Origin of the sequence: Pseudomarimonas arenosa, assembly GCF_014841215.1 — a bacterium.
GTDB classification, from domain to species: Bacteria; Pseudomonadota; Gammaproteobacteria; order Xanthomonadales; family Xanthomonadaceae; genus Pseudomarimonas; species Pseudomarimonas arenosa.
The window spans coordinates 99489-120441 of sequence record NZ_JACYTR010000007.1 but is presented as its reverse complement, the minus strand read 5'-3'; the positions used below and the strand labels follow the sequence as shown (position 1 = coordinate 120441).

General features: G+C 63.9%; 20 protein-coding genes. 14 read left to right on the top strand and 6 right to left on the bottom strand.

Features of this window, described 5'->3' with window-relative positions:
* Window positions 1-27 precede the first annotated feature (27 nt).
* From IFO71_RS05615 to IFO71_RS05605, 3 genes are all read right to left on the bottom strand, one after another.
* Entirely contained in the window at window positions 28-501 is a 474-nt protein-coding gene (locus IFO71_RS05615; RefSeq protein ID WP_192028611.1) for a Smg family protein, read from the bottom strand.
* Window positions 502-618: 117 nt separating this feature from the next.
* Window positions 619-1875 carry a DNA-processing protein DprA gene (dprA, locus tag IFO71_RS05610; protein ID WP_192028555.1) on the bottom strand — a complete coding sequence of 419 codons (1257 nt, stop codon included), beginning with the start codon at window positions 1873-1875 and terminating at the stop codon, window positions 619-621.
* Window positions 1802-2971 (bottom strand): LysM peptidoglycan-binding domain-containing protein, encoded by a 1170-nt coding sequence (locus IFO71_RS05605; RefSeq protein ID WP_192028554.1) that lies wholly within the window; start codon window positions 2969-2971, stop codon window positions 1802-1804. Before IFO71_RS05605 ends, dprA begins: the two co-directional genes overlap by 74 nt.
* Before the next feature lie 191 nt (window positions 2972-3162).
* Here IFO71_RS05605 and def point away from each other — a divergent pair, with 191 nt between their 5' ends.
* The 5 genes from def to IFO71_RS05580 all read left to right on the top strand — a co-directional run bounded on the left by def (window position 3163) and on the right by IFO71_RS05580 (window position 8665).
* The gene (gene def / locus IFO71_RS05600; RefSeq protein ID WP_192028553.1) at window positions 3163-3675 is read left to right on the top strand and encodes a peptide deformylase; all 513 of its coding nucleotides are present in this window, start codon (window positions 3163-3165) and stop codon (window positions 3673-3675) included.
* A gap of 82 nt (window positions 3676-3757) precedes the next feature.
* A complete protein-coding gene (gene fmt / locus IFO71_RS05595; RefSeq protein ID WP_192028610.1) occupies window positions 3758-4681 on the top strand; it encodes a methionyl-tRNA formyltransferase in 924 nt (307 codons plus the stop codon).
* Window positions 4678-5988, top strand: a complete 1311-nt coding sequence (gene rsmB / locus IFO71_RS05590; RefSeq protein WP_192028552.1) for a 16S rRNA (cytosine(967)-C(5))-methyltransferase RsmB — start codon at window positions 4678-4680, stop codon at window positions 5986-5988. Before fmt ends, rsmB begins: the two co-directional genes overlap by 4 nt.
* A gap of 23 nt (window positions 5989-6011) precedes the next feature.
* Window positions 6012-6551 carry a DUF4390 domain-containing protein gene (locus tag IFO71_RS05585; RefSeq protein ID WP_192028551.1) on the top strand — a complete coding sequence of 180 codons (540 nt, stop codon included), beginning with the start codon at window positions 6012-6014 and terminating at the stop codon, window positions 6549-6551.
* Window positions 6530-8665, top strand: a complete 2136-nt coding sequence (locus IFO71_RS05580) for a sensor histidine kinase (RefSeq protein ID WP_192028550.1) — start codon at window positions 6530-6532, stop codon at window positions 8663-8665. Before IFO71_RS05585 ends, IFO71_RS05580 begins: the two co-directional genes overlap by 22 nt.
* Window positions 8666-8782: 117 nt before the next feature.
* On the opposite strand, the gene bioD is transcribed toward IFO71_RS05580, so the two are convergent.
* Window positions 8783-9508 carry a dethiobiotin synthase gene (bioD, locus tag IFO71_RS05575; RefSeq protein ID WP_332309324.1) on the bottom strand — a complete coding sequence of 242 codons (726 nt, stop codon included), beginning with the start codon at window positions 9506-9508 and terminating at the stop codon, window positions 8783-8785.
* Window positions 9509-9571: 63 nt separating this feature from the next.
* Here bioD and IFO71_RS05570 point away from each other — a divergent pair, with 63 nt between their 5' ends.
* The 3 genes from IFO71_RS05570 to IFO71_RS05560 all read left to right on the top strand — a co-directional run bounded on the left by IFO71_RS05570 (window position 9572) and on the right by IFO71_RS05560 (window position 11767).
* Window positions 9572-10063: a GAF domain-containing protein gene (locus IFO71_RS05570; RefSeq protein WP_192028549.1), complete on the top strand. Its 492-nt coding sequence runs from the start codon at window positions 9572-9574 to the stop codon at window positions 10061-10063.
* Window positions 10060-10455 (top strand): TfoX/Sxy family protein, encoded by a 396-nt coding sequence (locus IFO71_RS05565; protein ID WP_192028548.1) that lies wholly within the window; start codon window positions 10060-10062, stop codon window positions 10453-10455. Before IFO71_RS05570 ends, IFO71_RS05565 begins: the two co-directional genes overlap by 4 nt.
* Before the next feature lie 94 nt (window positions 10456-10549).
* On the top strand, window positions 10550-11767 hold the full coding sequence (locus IFO71_RS05560) for a hypothetical protein (protein ID WP_192028547.1): 1218 nt from the start codon (window positions 10550-10552) through the stop codon (window positions 11765-11767).
* Between the two features lie 131 nt (window positions 11768-11898).
* Here the strand turns inward: IFO71_RS05560 and IFO71_RS05555 are convergent, their stop codons facing one another.
* Both IFO71_RS05555 and IFO71_RS05550 read right to left on the bottom strand, forming a co-directional pair.
* A complete protein-coding gene (locus IFO71_RS05555) occupies window positions 11899-12486 on the bottom strand; it encodes an LOG family protein (RefSeq protein WP_192028546.1) in 588 nt (195 codons plus the stop codon).
* A gap of 72 nt (window positions 12487-12558) precedes the next feature.
* Entirely contained in the window at window positions 12559-13044 is a 486-nt protein-coding gene (locus IFO71_RS05550) for a hypothetical protein (protein ID WP_192028545.1), read from the bottom strand.
* A 262-nt stretch (window positions 13045-13306) separates the two neighbouring features.
* On the opposite strand from IFO71_RS05550, the gene IFO71_RS05545 reads away from it, so the two are divergent.
* The 6 genes from IFO71_RS05545 to IFO71_RS05520 all read left to right on the top strand — a co-directional run bounded on the left by IFO71_RS05545 (window position 13307) and on the right by IFO71_RS05520 (window position 20824).
* The gene (locus IFO71_RS05545) at window positions 13307-14593 is read left to right on the top strand and encodes an efflux RND transporter periplasmic adaptor subunit (protein WP_332309323.1); all 1287 of its coding nucleotides are present in this window, start codon (window positions 13307-13309) and stop codon (window positions 14591-14593) included.
* Between the two features lie 76 nt (window positions 14594-14669).
* Entirely contained in the window at window positions 14670-15392 is a 723-nt protein-coding gene (locus IFO71_RS05540; protein WP_192028544.1) for an ABC transporter ATP-binding protein, read from the top strand.
* Window positions 15393-15397: 5 nt separating this feature from the next.
* Entirely contained in the window at window positions 15398-16711 is a 1314-nt protein-coding gene (locus IFO71_RS05535) for an ABC transporter permease (protein WP_192028543.1), read from the top strand.
* A gap of 15 nt (window positions 16712-16726) precedes the next feature.
* Window positions 16727-17950, top strand: coding sequence for an ABC transporter permease (locus tag IFO71_RS05530; protein WP_192028542.1), 1224 nt, complete (start codon window positions 16727-16729; stop codon window positions 17948-17950).
* 196 nt (window positions 17951-18146) lie between these two features.
* Window positions 18147-19487: a sigma-54-dependent transcriptional regulator gene (locus IFO71_RS05525; RefSeq protein WP_192028541.1), complete on the top strand. Its 1341-nt coding sequence runs from the start codon at window positions 18147-18149 to the stop codon at window positions 19485-19487.
* Window positions 19487-20824 (top strand): sensor histidine kinase, encoded by a 1338-nt coding sequence (locus IFO71_RS05520; RefSeq protein WP_332309322.1) that lies wholly within the window; start codon window positions 19487-19489, stop codon window positions 20822-20824. The genes IFO71_RS05525 and IFO71_RS05520 overlap by 1 nt, the downstream gene beginning before the upstream one ends.
* Window positions 20825-20953: the final 129 nt, after the last annotated feature.

The window sequence follows — 20953 nt, the reverse complement described above, 5'->3', positions numbered from 1 at the left end:
AATGCCCGACGACAGGCCGCTGCCATTTCAGTGCAGCAGGCCGCCTTCACGGTCGAACAGGTGGCTCTCCATCCAGGCAAAGGCGGCCTCCTGTCCGGGCTGGTTGAAGAGCACCATCAGGATGACCCATTTGAGGTCATCCAAGTCGATCGTGTCGTCATCGAGCGCCATTGCGCGGTCAACTGCGAGTTCACGCTGCGACGGATCGAGCACCCCGATCTGCTCCAGGAAGATCAGAAAGCCCAGCCCTTCCGTGCCCAGGCGAGCCTGTTCGGCGGCCGCAAAAACTCGGGTCGGGCCGTGCGCTGTGGCGGTGAAATCTGCCCGTCGCGCTCGGGCCAGGGCCTCCAGCCATTCAAAGGCCTTGCCGATCTCGTCGCCGCTGAAGCCCGCTTCCAGCAATCCGCCGCGCAGCGATTCGCGATCGCTGACGCCGTCCGGATCCTCATAGAAGTAGTGTTCAAACAGGTACAGCAGGACGTCCAATACGTTCTCTTTCATTCCACCTCTGCCTGTCGCCGCGTAGGCGGCGGGCAACATGATGCGTTTTGCGCGTTACAGCCGCCTGGCCACGGCGCTGGCTGGCTGGCCGATCCTGACCCGGGGCGGTAGCGGGCCTCAGCCAGAACGGCGCAGGTAGCGCCCGGCACGGGCGTCGATCCAGCCATCCAGCTCAAGGCGCAGCAGCATGGAGGATAGGGCCTGAGCGGTCAACCCGGTTCGCTGCTGTAGCTGAACTGCGCTGCTGGGACTGTGATCCAGGGCGCGCCACAAACGCTGATAGTCGGGGTCGCCGGGCAGCCCCGCTGGCAGCAGTTCGCTGCCGGGGTCGTCCACGCGCGCAGCCTCGCCGAGGCGCTGCTGCAGCTGCTGGCCGAGGCGAAGGGCGGCCGGGCCGAGCATTGCGATGATCTCATCGGCGGTCTCGATCAGGTGCGCGCCGTCGCGGATCAGTCGATGACAGCCTTTGGCCAGGGGGTTGTGGATCGAGCCGGGCAGGGCGAACACTTCGCGACCTGCCTCGACCGCCTGGCGTGCGCTGATCAAGGCGCCGCTCTTCAGCGCAGCCTCGATCACCAGGGTGCCCAGGCTGAGTCCGACCACGATGCGGTTACGCCGTGGGAAATGATCGCGGCGGGCTGGTGTTCCCGGTGGAAACTCGCTGATCAGAGCGCCATGGCCGACGATTTCGGCAGCCAGACGGGCATTGTGGGCGGGGTAGATCCGGTCGACGCCAGTGCCCATGACGGCCAGCGTTGGGCGGCCGGCGTCGAGTGCGGCGCGATGGGCCGCGCTGTCCACGCCTTCAGCCAATCCGCTGGTGATCAGCAGGCCGGCCTCGGCCAAGGCGCGGGCAAAGGCGTAGGCATTGTCGCGTCCGGCAGCGGTGGGGTTGCGGCTGCCGACCACGGCCACTTGCGGCTGGCATAGCAACTGCGGGTCGCCGCGCAGGAACAGCAGGGCCGGCGCGTTGGGAGTCTCGGCAAGTTGCGGCGGAAATAGAGGGTCGGTGCAGGGCAGCAGGTGGCAGTCGGGACTGGCCAGCCAGGCGCGATCCTGCTCCAGTGCGGCCAGGTCGAGCTTTGCGGCGGACTTGACGACCGCCGGTGTCAGGCCTGCTTGCAAGCCGCCATGGGGCAGCGCCCGCCAAGCGGCCAGGGCGTTGCCATGGATATCGAGCAGGCGCCGTATACCTCCCCCGCCCAGGCCCTCGACCCGGGCCAGGGCCAGCCAGGCGCTGGCCTCATCAGCAACCGCGTTCAGCGCCTCACCCGTCTCCGTGAGCGGCGTGGTCTTGTGCTCAGCGCTGTGCGACTTGCTGCAGTCGCACCGGTGCGCGCAGCTCGTCTTCCAGCTGAGCCGGGCGGATGCCATCCATGATCAGCGCATAGCTGACCTTGTCGAAGGTCTTGAACACCATCGCGTGACCGACGAAATCGGCCGGCAATTCGACCTTCCGGCTGGGCATGCTGGAGACCAGTCGTTGCTTGTGGCGCACCTCATCGCGCACCACTTCACCCGGGCTGTAGATCGAGAACACGGTGCCGTTGTCGATGCCGTCCTCGCTGCCGGCAGACAGGGCGATGACGTCGTTGCGACCGCCGTACTGCACGCGATCGGTCATCGCCATGATGCGCAGGTGTTCGGGAATCGAGCGCGGGGCATGCGGCATGAAGGTCAGGTCGAACGGGTGCTCGTTCTTCGGCAGGATGACATCGCCCTTCTGCACTTCGACCCCCTGTGCCGACAGCAGGATGCTGCTGGGATCGCCACTGCGGGTGACCGTGCCTTCGGTGAGCTCGACCAGCTCCCAGCCCAGCACTTCGAAGCCGTTGTCACTGGCGGCGTAGTAAGCCCACTCCATGCCCGAGGGCTTCGGTCGCAGGCCGTGCTGCATGGTCCACTCGTCGCGGCGCAGGCGCGGATAGCCGGTGTGCGGATGCGGATGTTTGGCATAGCGCACGGTCGGGCGGGCAATGGCAACCTTGTCGCCTTCCTGCAGATTGCCGCCGCGGGCATACACCATATAGCCGGAGGTGCCGTACAGGCGGCCTTCCTCGACGCCCAGCACGTAGGGCAGCGCGTCTTTTTCTTCCTCGCTCATGATGTGGTAGCGGCGCAGGAAGCTCTCGATATCTGCCAGGGGCACGGTCTGGATGGCGTCCAGCTTCTCCCGGCGAACCTCCGGTGAGAGCTTCTTGACGTTCAGTACCGGCCGGCCCGACAGATAGGCCAGGCTGATCTCGTCGCCTGGATAGATCAGGTGTGGGTTTTCGATCTGCGGGTTGGCCTGCCAGATCTCCGGCCACAGCCAGGGCTCGCTCAGGAAGCGCTTGGCGATGTCCCACAGGGTGTCGCCCTTCTTCACCACATAGGTGTCCGGGTGGTCGGCGCGCAGTTCCACAGCTGCCACGTAACCGGAAACGGTCAGCGCGAAGGCTGCGGCGAAGGTAAGAAGTTTCTTAAACATGGCTGGTAACCACCTGTTTCCCCTTGCAGGTCGCTCGCACTATAGCCCAAACATTGACGCAACGACACTGTTCGCCGCGGGATCCAATCGGACAGCTGAACATCCTTGACTGCTCGTTTCCATGACTCGCGCTAGAATTGCCGCTTACAGCCCTCTTGAACTGCGGCGGCCGACCCGCCATCTGAGTTGTTATGGCCCAGTTGACCATTCTCGAATTCCCCGACCCCCGACTGCGCACCAAGGCGCGCGAGGTGACGGCTGCCGATTTCAAGCCTGAGTTTCAGGTGCTGATCGACAACATGTTCGACACCATGTATGCCGCGCCGGGTATCGGTCTGGCCGCCAGCCAGGTCGACGTGCACCTGCGCTTCATGGTGGTCGATGTCAGTGAAGACCGAAGTCAGCCGCATGTTTTCATCAATCCGCGCATCGTCGAGCGCGAGGGCAGTCAGATCTGTCAGGAAGGCTGCCTGTCAGTGCCCGGCATCCACGCCGATGTCACCCGCGCCGATCGCATCGTGGTCGAGGCGCAGGACCGGCATGGCGAGTCATTTACCCTGGAGGCAAGCGGCCTGTTTGCGGTCTGCATCCAGCATGAGATGGATCATCTCGAGGGCAAGCTGTTCGTCGATTACCTGTCGCCGCTGAAGCAGGATATGGTGAAGCGCAAGCTGGCCAAGCTGCGCAAGGTGCAAGCGGCCTGACAACAGCCACCCGTCGTTCGGCCCGAAACCGCGGTTCGCTCGGCGGCGGCTGATGCTTGTTTTGGGAGAAGCCTATATGAGTCTGCGCGTTGCCTTCGCCGGCACTCCGGAGTTCGCTGTGCCGGCGTTGGCTGCGCTGTTGCAGGCTGAGCTGCGGCCTTTGGTGGTGCTGACGCAGCCCGATCGCCCCGCCGGCCGCGGGCGTCAGCTGCAGCCCAGTCCGGTCAAGCAGCTGGCACAGATCCAGGGGCTGCCGGTCTGGCAGCCGGAGACGCTGAAGGATGCCGAGCTGCAGCGCCAGCTGGCCGAACTGCAGCTCGATTTGATGGTGGTGGTCGCCTATGGCCTGCTGCTACCGCGCAAGGTGTTGGCTCTGCCGCGCCACGGCTGCTGGAACCTGCATGCCTCGTTGTTGCCGCGCTGGCGCGGTGCGGCGCCGATCCAGCGCGCCATTGAAGCTGGCGACAGCGAGACCGGCATCTGTCTGATGCAGATGGAGGTCGGTCTGGATACCGGGCCAGTGTTGCTATCGAAGTCACTGTCGATCGCCGCTGACGAAACGGCCGGCAGCCTGCATGACCGGCTTTCGCAACTCGGTGCCGAGGTGCTTGGGGAGGGCCTGCGGCGGCTGCAGAGCGGGCAGCTGCCGTCGCCCCAGACGCAGCCGGAAGAGGGGGTCAGCTATGCCCGCAAGCTCGAAAAGACCGAGGCACAACTCGATTGGCAGGCCCCGGCGCGGGCGCTGTACAACAAGATTCGCGCGTTTTCGCCCTGGCCGGTCGCCGAGTGTGTGTTGGCAGGCGAGCGTCTGCGCGTGCACGCTGCCGAACTGGTCGAGTCGGTCAGTGGAACCCCTGGTGAAGTAGTGCAAGCCGGGCAGGGGCGATTGTTGGTCGCCTGTGCTGAAGGCGGTCTGGCCTTGACCCGGGTGCAGCGCGAAGGTGGTCGGGTCATTGCGGTCGCCGACTATCTGAACGCGCGGCGCGATCTGGTTGGCGGCGCATGAGCGCCGAGGGCGTGGCGGCGCGAGTGGCCGCTGCGCGGGTGGTGCAGGCAGTGCGCTTTGCCGGTGCTTCACTGAAGGCGGAATTGCCGTCGGCGCTGCTATCCCTGGCCGATCCGCGCGATCGCGCCCTCTGCGAAGCCATGGTGATGGCGGCCTGCCGCTTTCTGCATCGTTACGAATGCCTGCTGCAGCGCCTGCTGCAGCGTCCACTGGCCAAGCGCAATGCCGCCAGTCACGCCCTGTTGTTGATCGGCCTGGCCCAGCTCGAAGCCGTGGGGATAGCGGCTCACGCGGCGATCTCGGCCACGGTCGAGGCCAGCCGCCATCTGCGCCAGGCGCCGATGGCGGGCCTGATCAATGCAGTGCTGCGGCGCTTTCTGCGCGAGCGCGATTCGCTGCAGGCGCAGTTGGCGGATGATCTGGAATATCGTCACAGCCATGCTGCCTGGTGGATCGAAAAGCTAAGGGTGGACTGGCCAGAGCACTGGCCGGCAATCCTCGAGGCGGACAATGCCCAGCCGCCGCTGTGGTTGCGGGTCAATGCCCGGCATGCAGATGCGGGCGACTATCAGCAACGGCTGTCCAGCCTGGATATCGAATCGCAGCGTTGCGCCTATCTGCCGCAGGCGCTGTGTCTGGCCCGCGGCCTGGCGGTCGAGCGACTGCCTGGATTTGCCGCAGGCGAGGTGTCGGTGCAGGACGGCTCGGCGCAGTTGGCCGTCGCAGCGCTGGACCTTGCGCCCGGTTTGCGAGTGCTGGATGCCTGCGCCGCGCCGGGCGGCAAGACGGCGGCCCTGCTGGAGCAGCAGCCCGATCTGCAGGTTCTGGCCTTGGACAACGACCCGCGCCGGGTCGAACGAATGCGCATTGGGCTGCGTCGTCTCAGTCTGAACTGTGAGATCCGTTGTGCCGATGCCAGCCAGCCGCGCGACTGGTGGGATGGCCGCCGGTTTGACCGCATTCTGCTCGACGCCCCGTGTTCGGCCAGTGGCGTGGCTCGACGTCAGCCGGACAGCAAATGGCATCGACGGGCCAGCGATATCGCTGCCCTGGTCGACCTGCAGGCGCGATTGCTGGCCGCGCTGTGGCCTTTGTTGAAGCCGGGCGGACAGCTCTTGTACGCCACCTGCTCGGTGTTCAGAGACGAGAACGAAGCACAGGTTGCCGCTTTCCTGGCTGCCCATGCAGATGCGCGGGCCCTGCCCCTGGCCGAGCACTATGGCCGCTGCAGCGGATCTGGTCGACAATGCCTACCCGGCGACGATCAGCGTGATGGTTTCTTCTATGCTCTGCTCGAACGTCGATGACACCGGCTGAGGCGAACCCTGTAATGCGGCGAAGCCGAGTGACGCGAGTCAGTCTGTTGATGCTGCTGAGCGCCCTGCTCAGCGGCTGCCTGGGCAGCACCCCAGATCGAGCAGAACTGCAGACGATCGGCGTTCTGCAGAGCGGCGAGCGGCAGTTTCTGTTGTTGCAGCAGCGTCTGAGTCTGTCGAGCACCATGTTAAGTGCGCTGACCAATGGCGTTGAGTTGTCGCTCGGCTACCAGGTCAGTGGCTGCCAGGCGCCGTACCAGGCCATCGCCGGACACCGGGTGGTACTGCGCTATGCCCCGCTGCGGCGCGCCTATGAACTCGATCAGGGTGAGCTTGGCGTGCGACGCTTTGGCCGTCGTTCGGCCCTGCTGGCCGCACTCGAACGGATCCGCATCGAGCTGCCGCCCGGCCTGCCAGCGGACTGCCGGGGCGAGCTGAGCATGGCCTTGGACCTGACCCGGTTGCCGACGCCGCTGCGCTTTCCGGCTTTCCTGCGCTCGGCGCAGTGGCGTTTGGTTTCCCCGAGCGTGCCATGGCAGATGCCCGGCGTCTGATTCGCCGACTGGGTTGGGCGCTCAGCATCCTGCCGATGCTGGTGCTGCTATTGGCGGCGCTGTATCTGGCGGCCGACGCCGAAGGGCTGGGCGCCGGCTACGAGCGCTTCTATCCCTATGTGTTTGGTGCGGTAGCGCTGGCGGCCCTGGTCCTGGGTATCGCTATCGTGCAGCGCATCCTGCGTTTGCTACGCGATGTGCGGCAGGGTTTGCCCGGGGCACGCTTGAGTCGGCGCCTGCTGCTGTGGCTGCTGGTACTGGCCCTGCCGCCAATCATCCTGGTACACCTGTTCGCTTCGCGCTTCATCCTCAGCACGGTCGACAGCTGGCTGCGCACCAATAGCGCCGAGATTCTGCAGCAAAGCCTGGATCTGGGCCGCGCCTATCTTGATCTGCGTCTGGATGCCGCCGGCCGTGAAGTCGAAGATCTGGCCGATGATCTGGCCTTTGTCGACGACGCCGAGCTGGTCGAGCGTACCGAACAGGCGCTGGACCGCAGCGCCGCCGCGCAATTGGCCTGGTTCGACGCCCAGGGCCGCTTGCTGGCTCTGGCGGCGGCCACGCCGCAGGACATCGATGTCGATCCGCCCGACGAGGAGTTGCGCCTGGCCCTGAGCAGCAGCGATTTCCATGCCGAGGCCGAGCCGTTCGAAGGCGGATTGAGAATTCGCGTAGTGCAACGCGTGCAGCGTCTGCAGGGGGCGGCCTTGCTGCAGGCCTTGTATCGTCTGCCGCCGGAGTACTCGCGGGATCTTGCTGAAGTGGAACAGGGTGTTGCCGAGGTACGGCGTTCGTTGTTCCTGCGTGACGCGCTGAAGTTCGCCTTTGTGCTGATTCTCACCCTGGTGCTGCTGTTGTCGGTGCTGTTGTCGGTGTTTGCAGCGCTGGGCATGTCCCGACGGTTGGTATCGCCGATTGGGCGGCTGGCCGCTGCGATGAAGGAAGTCTCCGACGGGCACTTCGATCGCCGCATTCCCGAACTGCTCGATGATGAGTTGGGGCTGCTGGTCAAGAGCTTCAATCGCATGGCGCGCGACCTGGAGCTGACCTCAGCCCAGGCCAAGCGCAGCCAGGAGGAAACCGAGCGTCAGCGCGCCTTTCTGGAGACCGTGCTGGCCCGGCTCAGCTCGGTGGTGCTGGTCATCGATGCCACCGGTCAGCTGACCCGCCTGAATCCCGCGGCGCTGGCCTGGCTGGGCGATAGCGAAGGCAGTTTGCGCGGCCAGCCGTTGGGCGCGATCGCGCGCGCGCGTCCGCAACTGGCCGCGCTGGTCGACAAGCTCGGCCAACGCCTGCGCGAAGGCGTGCAGGAGTTTCGCGACGAGCTGGTGATAGCGGCTGATGAGGGTCGCGAGCTTTGGCTGTTGCGCGGCACCCGGTTGCCCGATCAGGGGCTGTTGGCGGTGCTCGATGACACCACCATGATCGATCGCGCACGTCGTGACGCGGCCTGGGCCGAGGTCGCCCGGCGACTGGCACATGAAGTGAAGAATCCGCTGACGCCGATCCAGCTGGCAGCCGAGCGCCTGCGGCGCCGGGTAATGCCGAGTCTGGCCGAGGAGGAGGCCGAGGTATTGAGTCGCGCCACCCATACCATCGTCGCCCAGGTGGACGCGCTGAAGACCCTGGTCAATGCGTTTGGCGACTACGCACGTCCGCCGCAACTGCAGCGACAGCCGATGGATCTGGCAGTGTTGATTCGCGATCTGATCGAGCTGTATGCCGGCGATGCCCAGCTCAGGCTTCAGGCCAGTATCGAGAATGAGCTGCCGGTCTGCGAGGCCGATCCCGGACGTCTGCGCCAGGTGCTGCACAATCTGATCAAGAATGCCAAGGAAGCAGCGGGGGAACAGCAGGTTCAGATTGTGCTGGGAGCGCGCAGAATTTCCGGCGGGCAGCGCGGCATGATCGAGCTATGGGTTCAGGACGATGGCCCCGGTCTGCCGGACGGTTTCGACGCCAGTTGGTTCGAGCCCTACAAGAGCACCAAGCTGAAAGGTACCGGCCTTGGTCTTGCCATCGTGCGCAAGATTGCCGAGGAGCATGGCGGTCAACTGCTGGCCGAAACCCCCGCTGGCGGCGGGGCCCGCTTCATCCTGCGCCTGCCGGTGTAGGTCGGGCCCTGGCCCGACGCGAAGATCTTGAACCTTGCTGGCGACGGGGAACTGCAGGGCAACCTGTCGCCGCAGAATTGCCACGGCGATTGCAGGCCCATGGTGGCGGGCCAGGGCCTACGCCAATCCGATAACCCCGGCCAGGCGACGCCCATCCAGGGCCTGGGCGGCTTGGCTGACATCGGTCTGAAACGGCAGGCTGCCCAGCCACGGGCATTCAAGCTGCTGCTCAAGCAACTGATGGTAGTCGGCGGCGTGCGCGAAGTCAGGGGCCAGCGCCGAGCCGATCCAACCGGCCAGCGGCAGGCCATCGGCGCGAATCGCTCGTTCGCTGAGCAGGGCGTGATTCAGGCAGCCAAGACGCAGTCCCACCACCAGGATGACCTGGCAGTTCAACGCCCGTGCCAGATCGGCCTGCATCAGGGCATCGCCAAGCGGCGCCATCCAGCCGCCCACGCCTTCCACCAGCAGCAGATCGGCACCGACCGCAAGTCGCTGGGCGGCACTGAGTACGGGCGCCATCTCGATGCGGCAGTCGACCCGTCGCGCTGCGATCTGCGGCGCCGTGGGCTCGGGCAAGGCGTAGGGATTGACATCGACGTAATCGCGTTGCAGCGAGGCGGCGGCCTGCAGGGCCAGGGCATCATCGTTCTGCCATTGACCGTGCTGCAATGTGCAGCCGCTGGCGACCGGTTTCATCGCCGCCGAGCGCCATCCCTGGCTGCCCAGCGCCAGCAGCAGCGCCTGCGATACATGGGTTTTGCCGACGCCGGTGTCGGTACCGGTGACGAACAGGCGGGTGGCTATTGCCGGCGCTGGCGGGACGAAGTCGAGTTGGTTCACCGGGACGTCCTACAATGGTCAGTCTGGGGGCCGGTCGGACCGTCAAGGAAAAGGAAAGTCTGCATGTTCGAAACCTCAAGTTTGAGCGGAAGCAAGTCAGAGCAGTACGCGCAGTTGCTGGAACAGGCGCGCGGTCTGATGCATGGCGAGGGTGATCGCATTGCCAATGCTGCCAACCTGTCTGCTCTGGTGTTCCATGCGCTGCCCGATCTCAACTGGGTGGGATTCTACTTTTTCGACGGCAAGGAGTTGGTGGTGGGGCCGTTTCAGGGCAAGCCGGCCTGCATCCGAATCGCGCTCGGCCGTGGTGTTTGCGGTACTGCAGCGCAATCGCGGCAGACGCAGCGTATCGATGACGTCGAGGCGTTTCCTGGCCACATCCCCTGCGATTCGGATTCCCGCTCTGAACTGGTGGTTCCGCTTTACCTGGGCGCGCGTCTGATCGGCGTGTTCGATCTTGATTCGCCGATCCTCAATCGCTTCGATGAGGTCGATCAGGCTGGGCTGGAAGCCATTGCCGCCGCCTACCTGTCGTCGCTGGAGTCAGGCACATGAGTCGCGGAAAACTGCTCAACATCGGTCCGAAGTCGTCGGCCTGGCTGCGTCAGGTCGGCATCCACACCGAGCAGGATCTGCGTGAGACCGGCGCGGTGGAAGCATTCTTGAAAGTGAAACGGGCCAGTTTTCGCCCCAGCCTCAACCTGCTGTATGCCATCGAAGGGGCACTGCAAGGTTGTCATTGGCAGCAGGTGCCGAGTGAGCGCCGGGCCGAGCTGTTGCTGCTGGTCGATGCTGCCGAAGCGTTGCAGGCCCAGCCCAAGCTCGGCGGTAAGGTGCGCGAGATCGACATCGAGGACTACGCGGCCGAGCAGCTGTCCGAGAGCCATGATCAGAACGATGACGACGCCGATCAGGCCGAGGCAGACAACGGAATCCGTTTCGATTAGGCAACCGAGCGCAGAGGCGCGCTTTGCATAGTGATCTTGCAGGTTTGGTCGCCGTTGCACAGAATCCACGCTCCCAAGATCACGGACTATTCACATGCTTAACACAAGGACGCGTGGTGCCACGCTGCTGCTGCTCGGGCTTTGCTGTGGCCTGGTTCGGGCCGATGTGGGGCCGGAATTTGACGGCACCTGGTTCAACCCGGAGCAATCGGGGCATGGTTTTTCGATTGAAGTGGTCAACGATCAACGGGCTGTAGCCCTTTGGTACAGCTACGACCTCGATGGCAATCCGCTGACCCTGTATCTCGATGGCGAGATCGAGGGCAGTCGTATCGAAGGCCCACTGTACGCACCACGCGGCATGCGCTTCGGCGAGTTCGACCCGGCTGACATCGAACTGCCGGTCTGGGGATCGATGGCGATCGATTTCAGCGACTGCAACAGCGCCACGGTGAGCTATCAGCCCTCGGCGGATGGGTTTCCCGCCGGCAGCCTGCCGATCCAGCGTCTGGTCAAGTTCGCCGGCCCCGCCTGTGAGTTGAGTACCGCGCCCGGCCTGCCCAGCGGCGTGTACCAGGGTGATCAGGTGTTCACGGCACTGCTCGACCAGTCAGGTCAGTGGTACGGCATCGGCAGCGGAGGCTACTGGGCAGGTGATCACAGCACCGGGGCTACCTTGCCGGGCAGCTTTGTGCTGCGTGGTGAGGTCGTGTCGCAGTCGGCTGGGCGCGCCGTGCTGCAGCAGCGCCGATTGCCCAACGATTGGTTATGCATTCTCGGTCCGAACTTCGGCAGTGAGCAGTGCGTGGTGCCGAGCTGGCCGGAAGATACGCCGCGCTATGACTTCATGGTCAAGTCGAGCAAGGCTGTCGGCATCCACTGGCCCGACCCGGTAAGCGATGATTCGCTGTCAACGGTTGAAGGGCCATCGTCCTATTCGCCCTCTGATCCGTTCGGCGCGTTGGCCGGCCAGGCCGGCTGGCTTGGACTTGAATACAGGTTTCCCCTGACTGGCGACAACCTCGAGGCGCCCAAGGGCCGTCTGCAGGTGCAGGCCAATGGCGCGCTCTGTGTGCGCTTCGAGAGCAGCAGCGATTGCCTGTATCGCGGCCAGTTGCAGTTGCCGGCCGTGGGTTCCGGTCAGCACTACTTTCAGTTTGAGCTGCAGCGTGTCGAGAACCCCCTGGAGCAGCCCTTGCGCGGCATCGGTTGGATCGACGTGCAGGCGATTGTCACTACCCGGCCGGTCACCCTTCACCTGATCGGCGACAACGGCACCCACGGCATCGGGCTGCGCGCATCGAATCCGTAACACAAGGCCGATCGGGCGGCTGAGTTCCTCTTAGCCGCCTGCTTGGTTGATCTGTCGCAGTCATTGCGGCGCAAAGCGCCACCGGTGGCGGGAAGGGCAACGGCACTGCCGTGCTGGTCGGAGGCGTTCCCTCAGCCGCCAGGACGAACCGCCGCATAGTCACGCGCATCTTCGCGCCAGGCGGGCGTCGCTCGGATGGCGTCGATGATCTGCTCCGGTTGCTCTACCAGGCCCCACATGTGGGCATGTTCGGGGTTCATGAAGCGCTGATCGATCACCTTGTGCATAAAGGCGTCGAGATCGGTCCAGTAGTCCAGTGTGTTAAGCAGAAGGATCGGGTTGAAGTACAGGCCGAGTCGCTTCAGAGTGATCGCCTCGAACAGCTCTTCCAGCGTGCCGCAGCCGCCGGGCAGCGCCACTACCGCATCCGAGCCGGTCAGCAGACGATGCTTGCGTTCGCGCATGTCTTCGACCAGCTGCAGCTCGGTCAGCCCCGGATGGCCCCATTCGAGGTCGGCCATGAATTTTGGCAGGATGCCGATCACCTCGCCGCCGCGGCTGAGTGCGCCATTGGCCACCGCGCCCATCGATCCGGTCGAGCCGCCGCCATAAACCAGGCTGCAGCCGTGCTCGGCCAGATGTTGGCCGAGTGCGTACGCGGCCTGGTGATACTGCGGATCGCATTGACCGCTGGAAGCGGCATAGACACACACACGCATACTGGTTTGACTCGCTGCTGGGTTGCCTATTGTGACCCAGGCAGCCGTAGCGCGAGTGACTGGCGCGGCTCGTCAGTGATGACCCGCTCGCCGTGGCAAGGACTCGGCGTTCAGTGGTATGCGCGCCAGCTCGGGTTGTCGCACCGCGCTCAGTACGTCAACCAGTGAGCGGAACGCTTCGGCCAGTTGCGCGAACAGCGAGCGCTCGCAGCGCGGCGAGCGCTCGGCGGCTGAGGCATAGGCGCCGCGACCGAGATCGATATAGTAGTCGCGATTGACGTGTCGGCGGCTGGCCAGACGTGGGAACCAGCCAGCGATCAACAAGCAGCGATCACCCACGTCGCGCAAGTAACTGGGGCTGATCGGGCGCTCGTGTGCGCGCAGCCATTCCAGGGCCATGATGCGGGCGCTGATCTCAGCATCGCCAAGATGACGCATCAGGGCGAACACCAGGTAGGCCTGTAGATCCTCGCCCAGCGCAAGATGACGCTTTTCCTCGCCCTCGCGAATCAGCTCCTGCCACAACGCAGCCGCGCTGCCGTGCCGAAAACTGTCCATGCCGCCTCCTGTCGTTCAGGGCGTTGAACAGTGCTTTCATCGATGGCGACTGCAACTGTTCCGTTCGCCCGGTGCAATGAAGATATCGACCTTATGCCGCGCAACTGAAGTCAGCACTCGTGGTCAGCGGCTGCCAACGGCGCTGTCCGCGGTCGCCGAGCGGACGTCCGAGGTGCCGGGCAGGCCGAACAGCAAGCGACAGTAGACCCAAATAAACAGTCACTTAGGTAAATTTTTTGGGTTGGCACGAAGGCTGCTAGACGTGGTCATCCATAGCCGCGAGCCCACCATGATCCGCGATACCTCCAGCCAAGATCGAGTGATGCAGTCCGCCCCGACGCGCTCCCCCCGCTGGACCTGGATCGCCATCCTCGTCTTGATCGTGCTCGCCGTGTTGTCGGTGCGCAGCTGGCTGAGCAGTGCCGGTGCGGTGAACAGCGAGCGGCTGCGGCTGGGGACGGTGAGCCGCGGCGATCTGGTGCGCGATGTGCTGGCCAACGGCCAGGTGGTGGCGGCCAACAGCCCGACCCTGTATGCCGGCTATTCCGGTACGGTGGCGCTGAAAGTGCAAGCGGGGCAGAAGGTCGGCCGCGGGGCCGTACTCGCCGAAATCGACTCGCCCTCCCTGAACAACGAGTTCGAGCGCGAACAATCCTCGCTGGAACAGCTTGAGGTGGAATACAACCGCGGCAAGATTCTGGCCGAGAAGCAGAAGCTGCTGGCCCGGCGTACCGCCGATGAGCGCGTGCTGGCACTACAGGCCGCCAAGCGCGAGGCCGAGCGCAGTCAGCGCGCTTACCAGCGTGGCGCCTTGTCCGAAGTGGACTACCTGCGCTACCAGGATGCCGTACAGTCGGCCGAGATCCTCGCCGCCCACGCCGAGACAGACGCCAAGCTGGAAGCGCGTAGCGCCGATTTCGAGCTCAAGACCAAGCAGCAGAACCTTGAGCGGCAACGCCTGATGGTGGCCGATCTGGCGCGACGCGTCGATGAGTTGAAGGTGCGCGCGCCGGCTGATGCGGTGGTCGGAAGTCTGGCCATTGTCGACCGCACGGTAGTGGCAGCGGGCGCGCCGCTGCTGACCCTGGTCGATCTCAGTGAGTTGGCGGTGGATGTGTCGGTGCCAGAGAGCTACGCCGATGACCTGGCGCCGGGCTTGATGGCCGAAATGCAGATCAACGGCCAGACCTACCGCGGCGAAGTGGCCGCGATCTCGCCTGAGGTGATCAATAACCAAGTGCTGGCGCGCCTGCGCTTTGTCGATGCGATGCCGGCCGGCTTGCGGCAGAACCAGCGGGTGACCTCGCGGCTGCTGTTCGAGACCCGCCAGAACGTCCTGCTGCTGCCGCGCGGACCATCGTTGGATGCCGCCGGTGGTCGCTTTGCCTATCGCCTTGACGGCGAGTTGGCCGAGCGGGTGCGGATCGAACTCGGCGCCACCAGCGTCAATTCCGTCGAGGTTGTCTCCGGCCTGCAGATAGGCGATCGGGTGGTGATTTCCGGCGCCGATCTGTTTGCCGATGCCGAACGCGTCACCGTTACCGAGTGAGTACTTGGCCATTCAATTCAACCACCATGCATTGCCGAAGCGGAATGGCGATGTGTCCGTCGCAAAGGAGTGAACCATGTTGCGCATGCAGCAGTTGAGCAAGGTCTATCGCACCCATCTGATTGAAACCCACGCACTGCGCGGGTTCGATATCCACGTCAGAGAGGGCGAGTTCGTGGCGGTGACCGGTCCATCGGGTTCGGGCAAGACCACCTTCCTCAATATCGCCGGCCTGCTGGAGGAGTTCAGTGATGGCGAGTTCTGGCTCGACGGCGTCGATACCCGCGGGTTGAATGACAACCAGCGCTCGCAGCTGCGCTGCGAAAAAATTGGTTTCATCTTCCAGGGTTTCAACCTGATTCCCGATCTCAACCTGTTCGACAACGTCGACGTGCCGCTGCGCTATCGCGGCTTCTCGGCCAAGGATCGCAAACAGCGCATAGAGGCGTCGCTGGAACGTGTGGGTCTGGGCTCAAGAATGCGTCACTATCCGGCCGAGCTCTCCGGTGGACAGCAGCAGCGCGTTGCCATCGCCCGCGCCCTGGCCGGCTCGCCGCGGCTATTGTTGGCCGATGAACCGACCGGCAACCTGGATAGTCAGATGGCCCGTGGGGTGATGGAACTGCTGGAGGAGATCAATGCCGAAGGCACTACGGTGCTGATGGTCACCCATGACCCCGAGCTGGCAGCTCGTGCGCAACGCAATGTGCATATCGTTGACGGTCAGGTCACCGATCTGCTGCAAGAAACACGGGTGTCGCTGGCCGCTGTCGGCGTGCCCAGCGCTGTCGTGGAGTGAGTGTTATGTGGCTCTACTATGTGAAGCTTGGTGTTATAAGCCTGCGGCGCAATCCGGTGCTGACGGTCCTCATGGTTATGACCCTGGCTGCCGGCGTGGCCGCCAGCGTTGCTACTCTGACCATCCTGAACGGCATGTCGGGCGATCCGATCCCGCACAAGAGCGAACGACTGCTGGTGCCGCTGATCGATAATCAGGCTGGCGATCGCGGCAATGTCGATCGGGACCCGCCCAGTCAGTTGACCTGGCGCGACGCCGAGGCGCTATGGACTGCCGCTGCGGCGAGTCGGCAGACGCCGCTTTGGGGCCTTGGCCCGTCGATCGACCCTGGTCGCAAGGACATGCCCCTGTTCTTCACCGATGGCCTGGCCGTGGGGCGCGACTTCTTCGCCATGTTTGAAACACCGATGATTCACGGCAGTGCATGGAGTGCCGAGGATGATCGACGCGGCGCGCAGCTCGCGGTGATCTCGGCGGCGCTGGCCGACAAGCTGTTCGGCGCTGCAGGCGATGCCGTTGGCAAGTCGATCCGTATGGATGGACATGACTTCCAGGTCATCGGTGTGTTTGATCGCTGGGCGCCGATTCCCAAGTATTACCGCCTGATCGGCGGCAATTACTTCGAGGGCAGCGAAGACATCTTCATTCCGATTCGCGCAGCGATCAATCTTAACCTCGACTTCAACGGCAACATCAATTGTTCGTCGAGCCCGGAGGAGCCGGGCATGGCCGGCATGCTCAAATCCGAGTGCGTGATGATCCAGTACTGGGTGGAAGTGGACGATGCCGCGCAGCGACGCGCCTACGCGGACTACCTGGAGGCTTATGTGCGCGAGCAGAAGGCCTTGGGCCGCTTTCCACGCGAGCTGAACAATCGACTGTTCGATGTGCGAGAGTGGTTGGACTTCAATCGGGTGATCAGCGATGACACCCGTACCGCCTTCTGGTTGTCCGTGGGCTTTCTGCTGGTCTGCGTGATCAATACGGTCAGCCTGCTACTGGCCAAGTTCAGCGCGCGTCCCGGTGAGATTGGCGTGCGTCGTGCCCTCGGTGCCTCGCGCGCTGAAGTGTTCCGACAGTACCTGCTGGAGGCCGGCGTTCTCGGCCTGGTGGGATCGGTGCTTGGCCTGCTGTTCACGGTGACGATCCTGGCCTTCGTGCGGCATTTCGATCGCAATCTGGAACTGGTGGCGAGGATTGACTGGCTGACCGTCGGCAGTGCCCTGCTGGTATCGGTGCTGGCGGCTCTCCTGGCCGGCCTGTTGCCAACCTGGCGCGCCTGTCAGGTGCGCCCCGCCTTGCAGCTGAAGAGCCAATAACCCAAGGAGCCTGTGATGGAAGTTCGTCCGATTCTCTCCGCCATGCTGCGCGCCAAGACCGCGCCCTTGTTGTTGGCCGCTCAAGTCGCCCTGACCTTGGCCATCATCTGTAACACCAGTTACTTGATCGTTGAACGGCTCACCGCGTCCTCGCGCTCGGCCGGCGTTGACGAGCCCAACGTTTTCGCCATCGCCTTTGCCCCAGCGCAACGGATCGACGATCTGCTGTCGATGCAGCTGCGTGACGAGGAAACCCTGCGCGCCATACCGGGCGTGGTGTCGGCCACCTGGACCAATCAGGTGCCGCTCGGTCAGAGCGGCTGGAACAATGGCGGACTCAGTGCCACGCCGGACAACGGTGATAGCCGCATCGGTGCCGGCCAGTACTTCAATCCCGGCTCCCTGGTCGACACGCTGGGACTTAGATTGATCGAAGGACGCGACTTTGCCGCCGCCGATGTGGTGACGGTCGATCCTGAGCAGGGCATGGAAGTGGGTGAGCAGGTCATCATCACCCGCAGTTTGGCGCAGCAGCTGTATCCCGGTGAATCGCAGTACGTCGGGCGCCGCGTGTATTCTGGGCCGGACGGCGATGGTCAGCAGGTGATCGGCGTGGTGGAAAAGCTGCACAACCCGTGGGCGCCGACCGACGACGTTGCCGCCGAAGGCTCGATGTTGTACCCGATACGATTCCTTGACGGCAATTCGGTCTATGTGGTGCGCACTGAACCTGGGCGACTGCAGGAGGTGATGCGACAGGCCGAGGCGCAGCTCAGCGCTCTGCGCAATGATCGCGTGCTGCGCTGGGCACGCAGCATGTCCGAGATCCGTGACCGCCGCTACGCTGGCGAGCGACTGCTGGCTGGCCTGTTGCTGGGAGTGACCGGCTTCCTGCTGCTGATCACTGCCAGTGGCATCGTCGGTATGGCCAGCCTGTGGGTCAACCAGCGGCGCAAGCAGATTGGCGTACGCCGCGCCCTGGGTGCGCGGCGAATCGATATCCTGCGCTACTTCCTGATCGAGAACGCCTTGATCTCCAGTCTCGGCGTGATCAGCGGCTTTGTGCTGGCCCTCGCGCTTAACGATCTGTTGGTGCGCGAGCTTTCTGTGAGTCGACTGCCCTGGCAGTACCTGGCTGCCGGAATGGTCAGCATGTGGCTGCTCGGTCTGTTGGCTGTGCTGGCACCCGCAATGCGTGCCGCGGCGGTGCCGCCCGCTGTGGCGACGAGGACGGCTTAGCCGCCGACATTCGGGATTTGAGATTCGGGATTCGTCGAGTGGCGCATCTCGCCTTGCCGTGCGGATGGCGTCACTCGCCACTCGCAAAATCGCCTCGGGCTTGACTAAGCTCTTCCCGACTCCCGACTCCCGACTCCCGACTCCCGACTCCCGACTCCCGACTCCCGACTCCCGACTCCCGACTCCCGACTCTCCAATGCCCCACATCCTGATCATTGATGACAATCCGGCGGTCGGCAAAGCGCTTAGCGTGCTGTGTTCACTGCACGACATCGAAACTTCCTATGCCGACACGCCGGAGGTCGGGCTCGATCGTCTAGAGCAGGGTGGGGTCGATTTGGTGATTCAGGATATGAACTTCGCGTCCGACACTACCTCGGGAGCAGAGGGCGAAGCTTTGTTCGCGCAGATTCGGGCCGCGCATCCGGACCTGCCGGTGATCTTGCTTACGGCCTGGACTCATCTCGATGCGGCCGTGCGTCTGGTCCGTTCGGGCGCGGCTGACTATCTGGGCAAGCCTTGGGATGATGAACGCTTGCTGGCCTGTGTGCGCAATTTGCTCGAGCTATCGGATGCCAACCGGCAACTGCGGACCCGACATCGCGGCGAACAACAGCGTATCGGCAAGCTGCGCGAACGATTCGATCTGTGTGGCTTGGTATTCGCCGATCCAGCCACTGAGCAAGTGGTTTCGCTGGCGTGTCAGGTCGCCAAGAGCGATCTGCCGATCTTGATCACCGGGCCCAATGGCGCCGGCAAAGAGCGAATTGCAGAAATCATTCGGGCCAATTCCGCGGTGGCCAATGGGCCCTTCGTGACGCTGAATTGCGGCGCGATTCCCTCCGAGCTGATCGAGGCCGAGCTGTTTGGTGCCGATGCCGGGGCCTATACCGGCGCCAACCGGGCACGGGAAGGCAAGTTTGAAGCCGCCGATGGCGGCACTCTATTTCTGGATGAGATTGGCAACCTGCCCTTGGCGGGGCAAATCAAGCTGCTGCGGGTGCTAGAGACCGGTCGCTTTGAGCGACTGGGTGCGAACAAGGAACGCCAGGTTAAGGTGCGGGTGATCAGCGCAACCAATGCCGACCTGACGGCGATGATTGCCGCGGGCGGCTTCCGCCAGGATCTGTACTACCGTCTCAATGTGATCGAAGTCGCGCTGCCGCCCTTGGCCGAACGACCGCTGGATATCCAGCCTTTGGCCGAACACTTTCTGCCCGTTGGCAAGCAACTCGGTGCCTCCGCCGCCAAGGCGCTGGCGGGGCATGATTGGCCTGGCAATGTGCGCGAACTGAAGAACTGTTTGCAGCGTGCCGCCTTGCTCAGTTCGTCCGCGCAGATAGAGGCGGCTGCGCTGGGCTTGCCTGCGGCACGTGCGTCCAGCAGTAGCAGCGCTGTTGATGAGCCCGATCGTGAGACCATTGAAGCAGCCTTGCGTAGCGCCGGTGGCGTGGTGGCCCAGGCTGCCGCTGAATTGGGTCTAAGCCGCCAGGCTCTATATCGGCGAATGGAGAAGCTGGGCGTGGATCGCGCTTAGTGGACTGGCGCACTTCGATTGCAGGCAGGTTGCTGGCGCTGAACGCGCTCAGTTTGCTGCTGGCAATCTCGGTCGGATTCGTTTGGTTTGAGCTGAGTGAAAGCCGTTGGTCCGGCCTGGCGTTCGGCTTGGTCGTCGGTCTGCTTCTTAGCACATGGTTGACGCGGCGTGCCTTGCGGCCGCTGCGCTCGCTGTTTCGTGCTCTGCAAAGCCTGATCGACGGTTACCGCAACGACGATTTCAGCGTTGGCCTGCACTGGCAGGGAAACGATGAGCTGGCCGATCTGGTCGCTGCCCACACGCGCCTAGGCCACACCTTGCGCGAACAGCGACTGGAGCTTGCCCAGCGTGAACTTCTGCTCGATAGCATGGTGCAACACTCGCCGGTGGCGATGCTGCTGGCCGTGCAGGATGGTCCGGTCGTGTTCGCCAATCTGGCCGCCCGGCGCCTGATTAGCGATGGTCGCAAGTTGGAAGGGCAAGCCCTGCAGCGGCTGTTGCCGCGGGTTCGGGCTGAGCTGGCCGAGGCCCTGCAAGCGGGGGTCGACACTCTGATCAGCCTGCCCGGTGCTGGCGGTGAACATGAGGACGAACAGTTTCAGCTCCTGATCCGACAATTTCGATTAAATGGTCGGATTCACTTGCTGTACTCCTTGCGCCGGCTCACTCCAGAGTTGCGTCGGCAGGAAGTGAACACCTGGAAGAAGGTTATTCGGGTGATGAGTCACGAGATGAACAACACCTTAGGCCCGATTCGCTCGGTTGCGCGATCCGGTCAGGAGCTGTTGCGGCGCCAGGACTATGCGCGACTGAATGAGGTGTTGGACCTGATCGGAGAGCGTGCCGAACACCTCGATCGCTTTCTGCGTGGCTACGCGCAGTTCGCCAAGTTGCCCCTGCCACGATTGGGCTGGGTGCGCTTGGAGGACTTGTTAGAACCGCTGAGCAATCAGTTTGGTTGCCACTTGCGGCTCGATGCTGAGGCCAGAGATGCCCAGGTTCAGATCGATCAAGTGCAATTGGAGCAGGCGCTGAGCAACCTGATCAAGAATGCCACCGAGGCTGGTTCGCCGCTAGATCAGGTGGAACTCGGTGCTAGCGCCGCGACACATTGCTGGCGGATCTGGGTTGTCGATCGGGGCAGCGGAATGGGCGAAGAGGTGATGCAACGCGCACTGATGCCGTTCTACTCGACCAAGCGTAGCGGCACCGGTCTTGGTCTGGCCCTGGTGCGCGAGATCGTTGAGGCGCATCGCGGCAAGCTGCAGCTCAGACAGCGTGAGGGGGGTGGCCTCGAGGTCGAGATCGAACTGCCGCGGGACCCTGACGCTGGCTGAATTTGCCCAAACTTCAAGTGCTTGCGTGCGCGTCGTCACAACTAATGCCGCTTGCGGCGTGCGCCGAGCGACTGCTAAACTTCGGCGTCTCGGTGGGGTGGATTCGCCGAACTGTCGTAAACCGGCTCC

Coding starts and splice junctions, on each gene's coding strand:
- IFO71_RS05555 (WP_192028546.1), bottom strand. CDS start 12,486: ATGCGTGTGTGTGTCTATGCCGCTTCCAGCGGTCAATGCGATCCGCAG.
- IFO71_RS05585 (WP_192028551.1), top strand. CDS start 6,012: ATGCGGCGAAGCCGAGTGACGCGAGTCAGTCTGTTGATGCTGCTGAGC.
- IFO71_RS05605 (WP_192028554.1), bottom strand. CDS start 2,971: ATGTTTAAGAAACTTCTTACCTTCGCCGCAGCCTTCGCGCTGACCGTT.
- IFO71_RS05525 (WP_192028541.1), top strand. CDS start 18,147: ATGCCCCACATCCTGATCATTGATGACAATCCGGCGGTCGGCAAAGCG.
- IFO71_RS05560 (WP_192028547.1), top strand. CDS start 10,550: ATGCTTAACACAAGGACGCGTGGTGCCACGCTGCTGCTGCTCGGGCTT.
- IFO71_RS05580 (WP_192028550.1), top strand. CDS start 6,530: ATGGCAGATGCCCGGCGTCTGATTCGCCGACTGGGTTGGGCGCTCAGC.
- dprA (WP_192028555.1), bottom strand. CDS start 1,875: ATGGCATCCGCCCGGCTCAGCTGGAAGACGAGCTGCGCGCACCGGTGC.
- IFO71_RS05540 (WP_192028544.1), top strand. CDS start 14,670: ATGTTGCGCATGCAGCAGTTGAGCAAGGTCTATCGCACCCATCTGATT.
- IFO71_RS05535 (WP_192028543.1), top strand. CDS start 15,398: ATGTGGCTCTACTATGTGAAGCTTGGTGTTATAAGCCTGCGGCGCAAT.
- IFO71_RS05570 (WP_192028549.1), top strand. CDS start 9,572: ATGTTCGAAACCTCAAGTTTGAGCGGAAGCAAGTCAGAGCAGTACGCG.
- IFO71_RS05565 (WP_192028548.1), top strand. CDS start 10,060: ATGAGTCGCGGAAAACTGCTCAACATCGGTCCGAAGTCGTCGGCCTGG.
- IFO71_RS05615 (WP_192028611.1), bottom strand. CDS start 501: ATGAAAGAGAACGTATTGGACGTCCTGCTGTACCTGTTTGAACACTAC.
- IFO71_RS05550 (WP_192028545.1), bottom strand. CDS start 13,044: ATGGACAGTTTTCGGCACGGCAGCGCGGCTGCGTTGTGGCAGGAGCTG.
- IFO71_RS05530 (WP_192028542.1), top strand. CDS start 16,727: ATGGAAGTTCGTCCGATTCTCTCCGCCATGCTGCGCGCCAAGACCGCG.
- def (WP_192028553.1), top strand. CDS start 3,163: ATGGCCCAGTTGACCATTCTCGAATTCCCCGACCCCCGACTGCGCACC.
- rsmB (WP_192028552.1), top strand. CDS start 4,678: ATGAGCGCCGAGGGCGTGGCGGCGCGAGTGGCCGCTGCGCGGGTGGTG.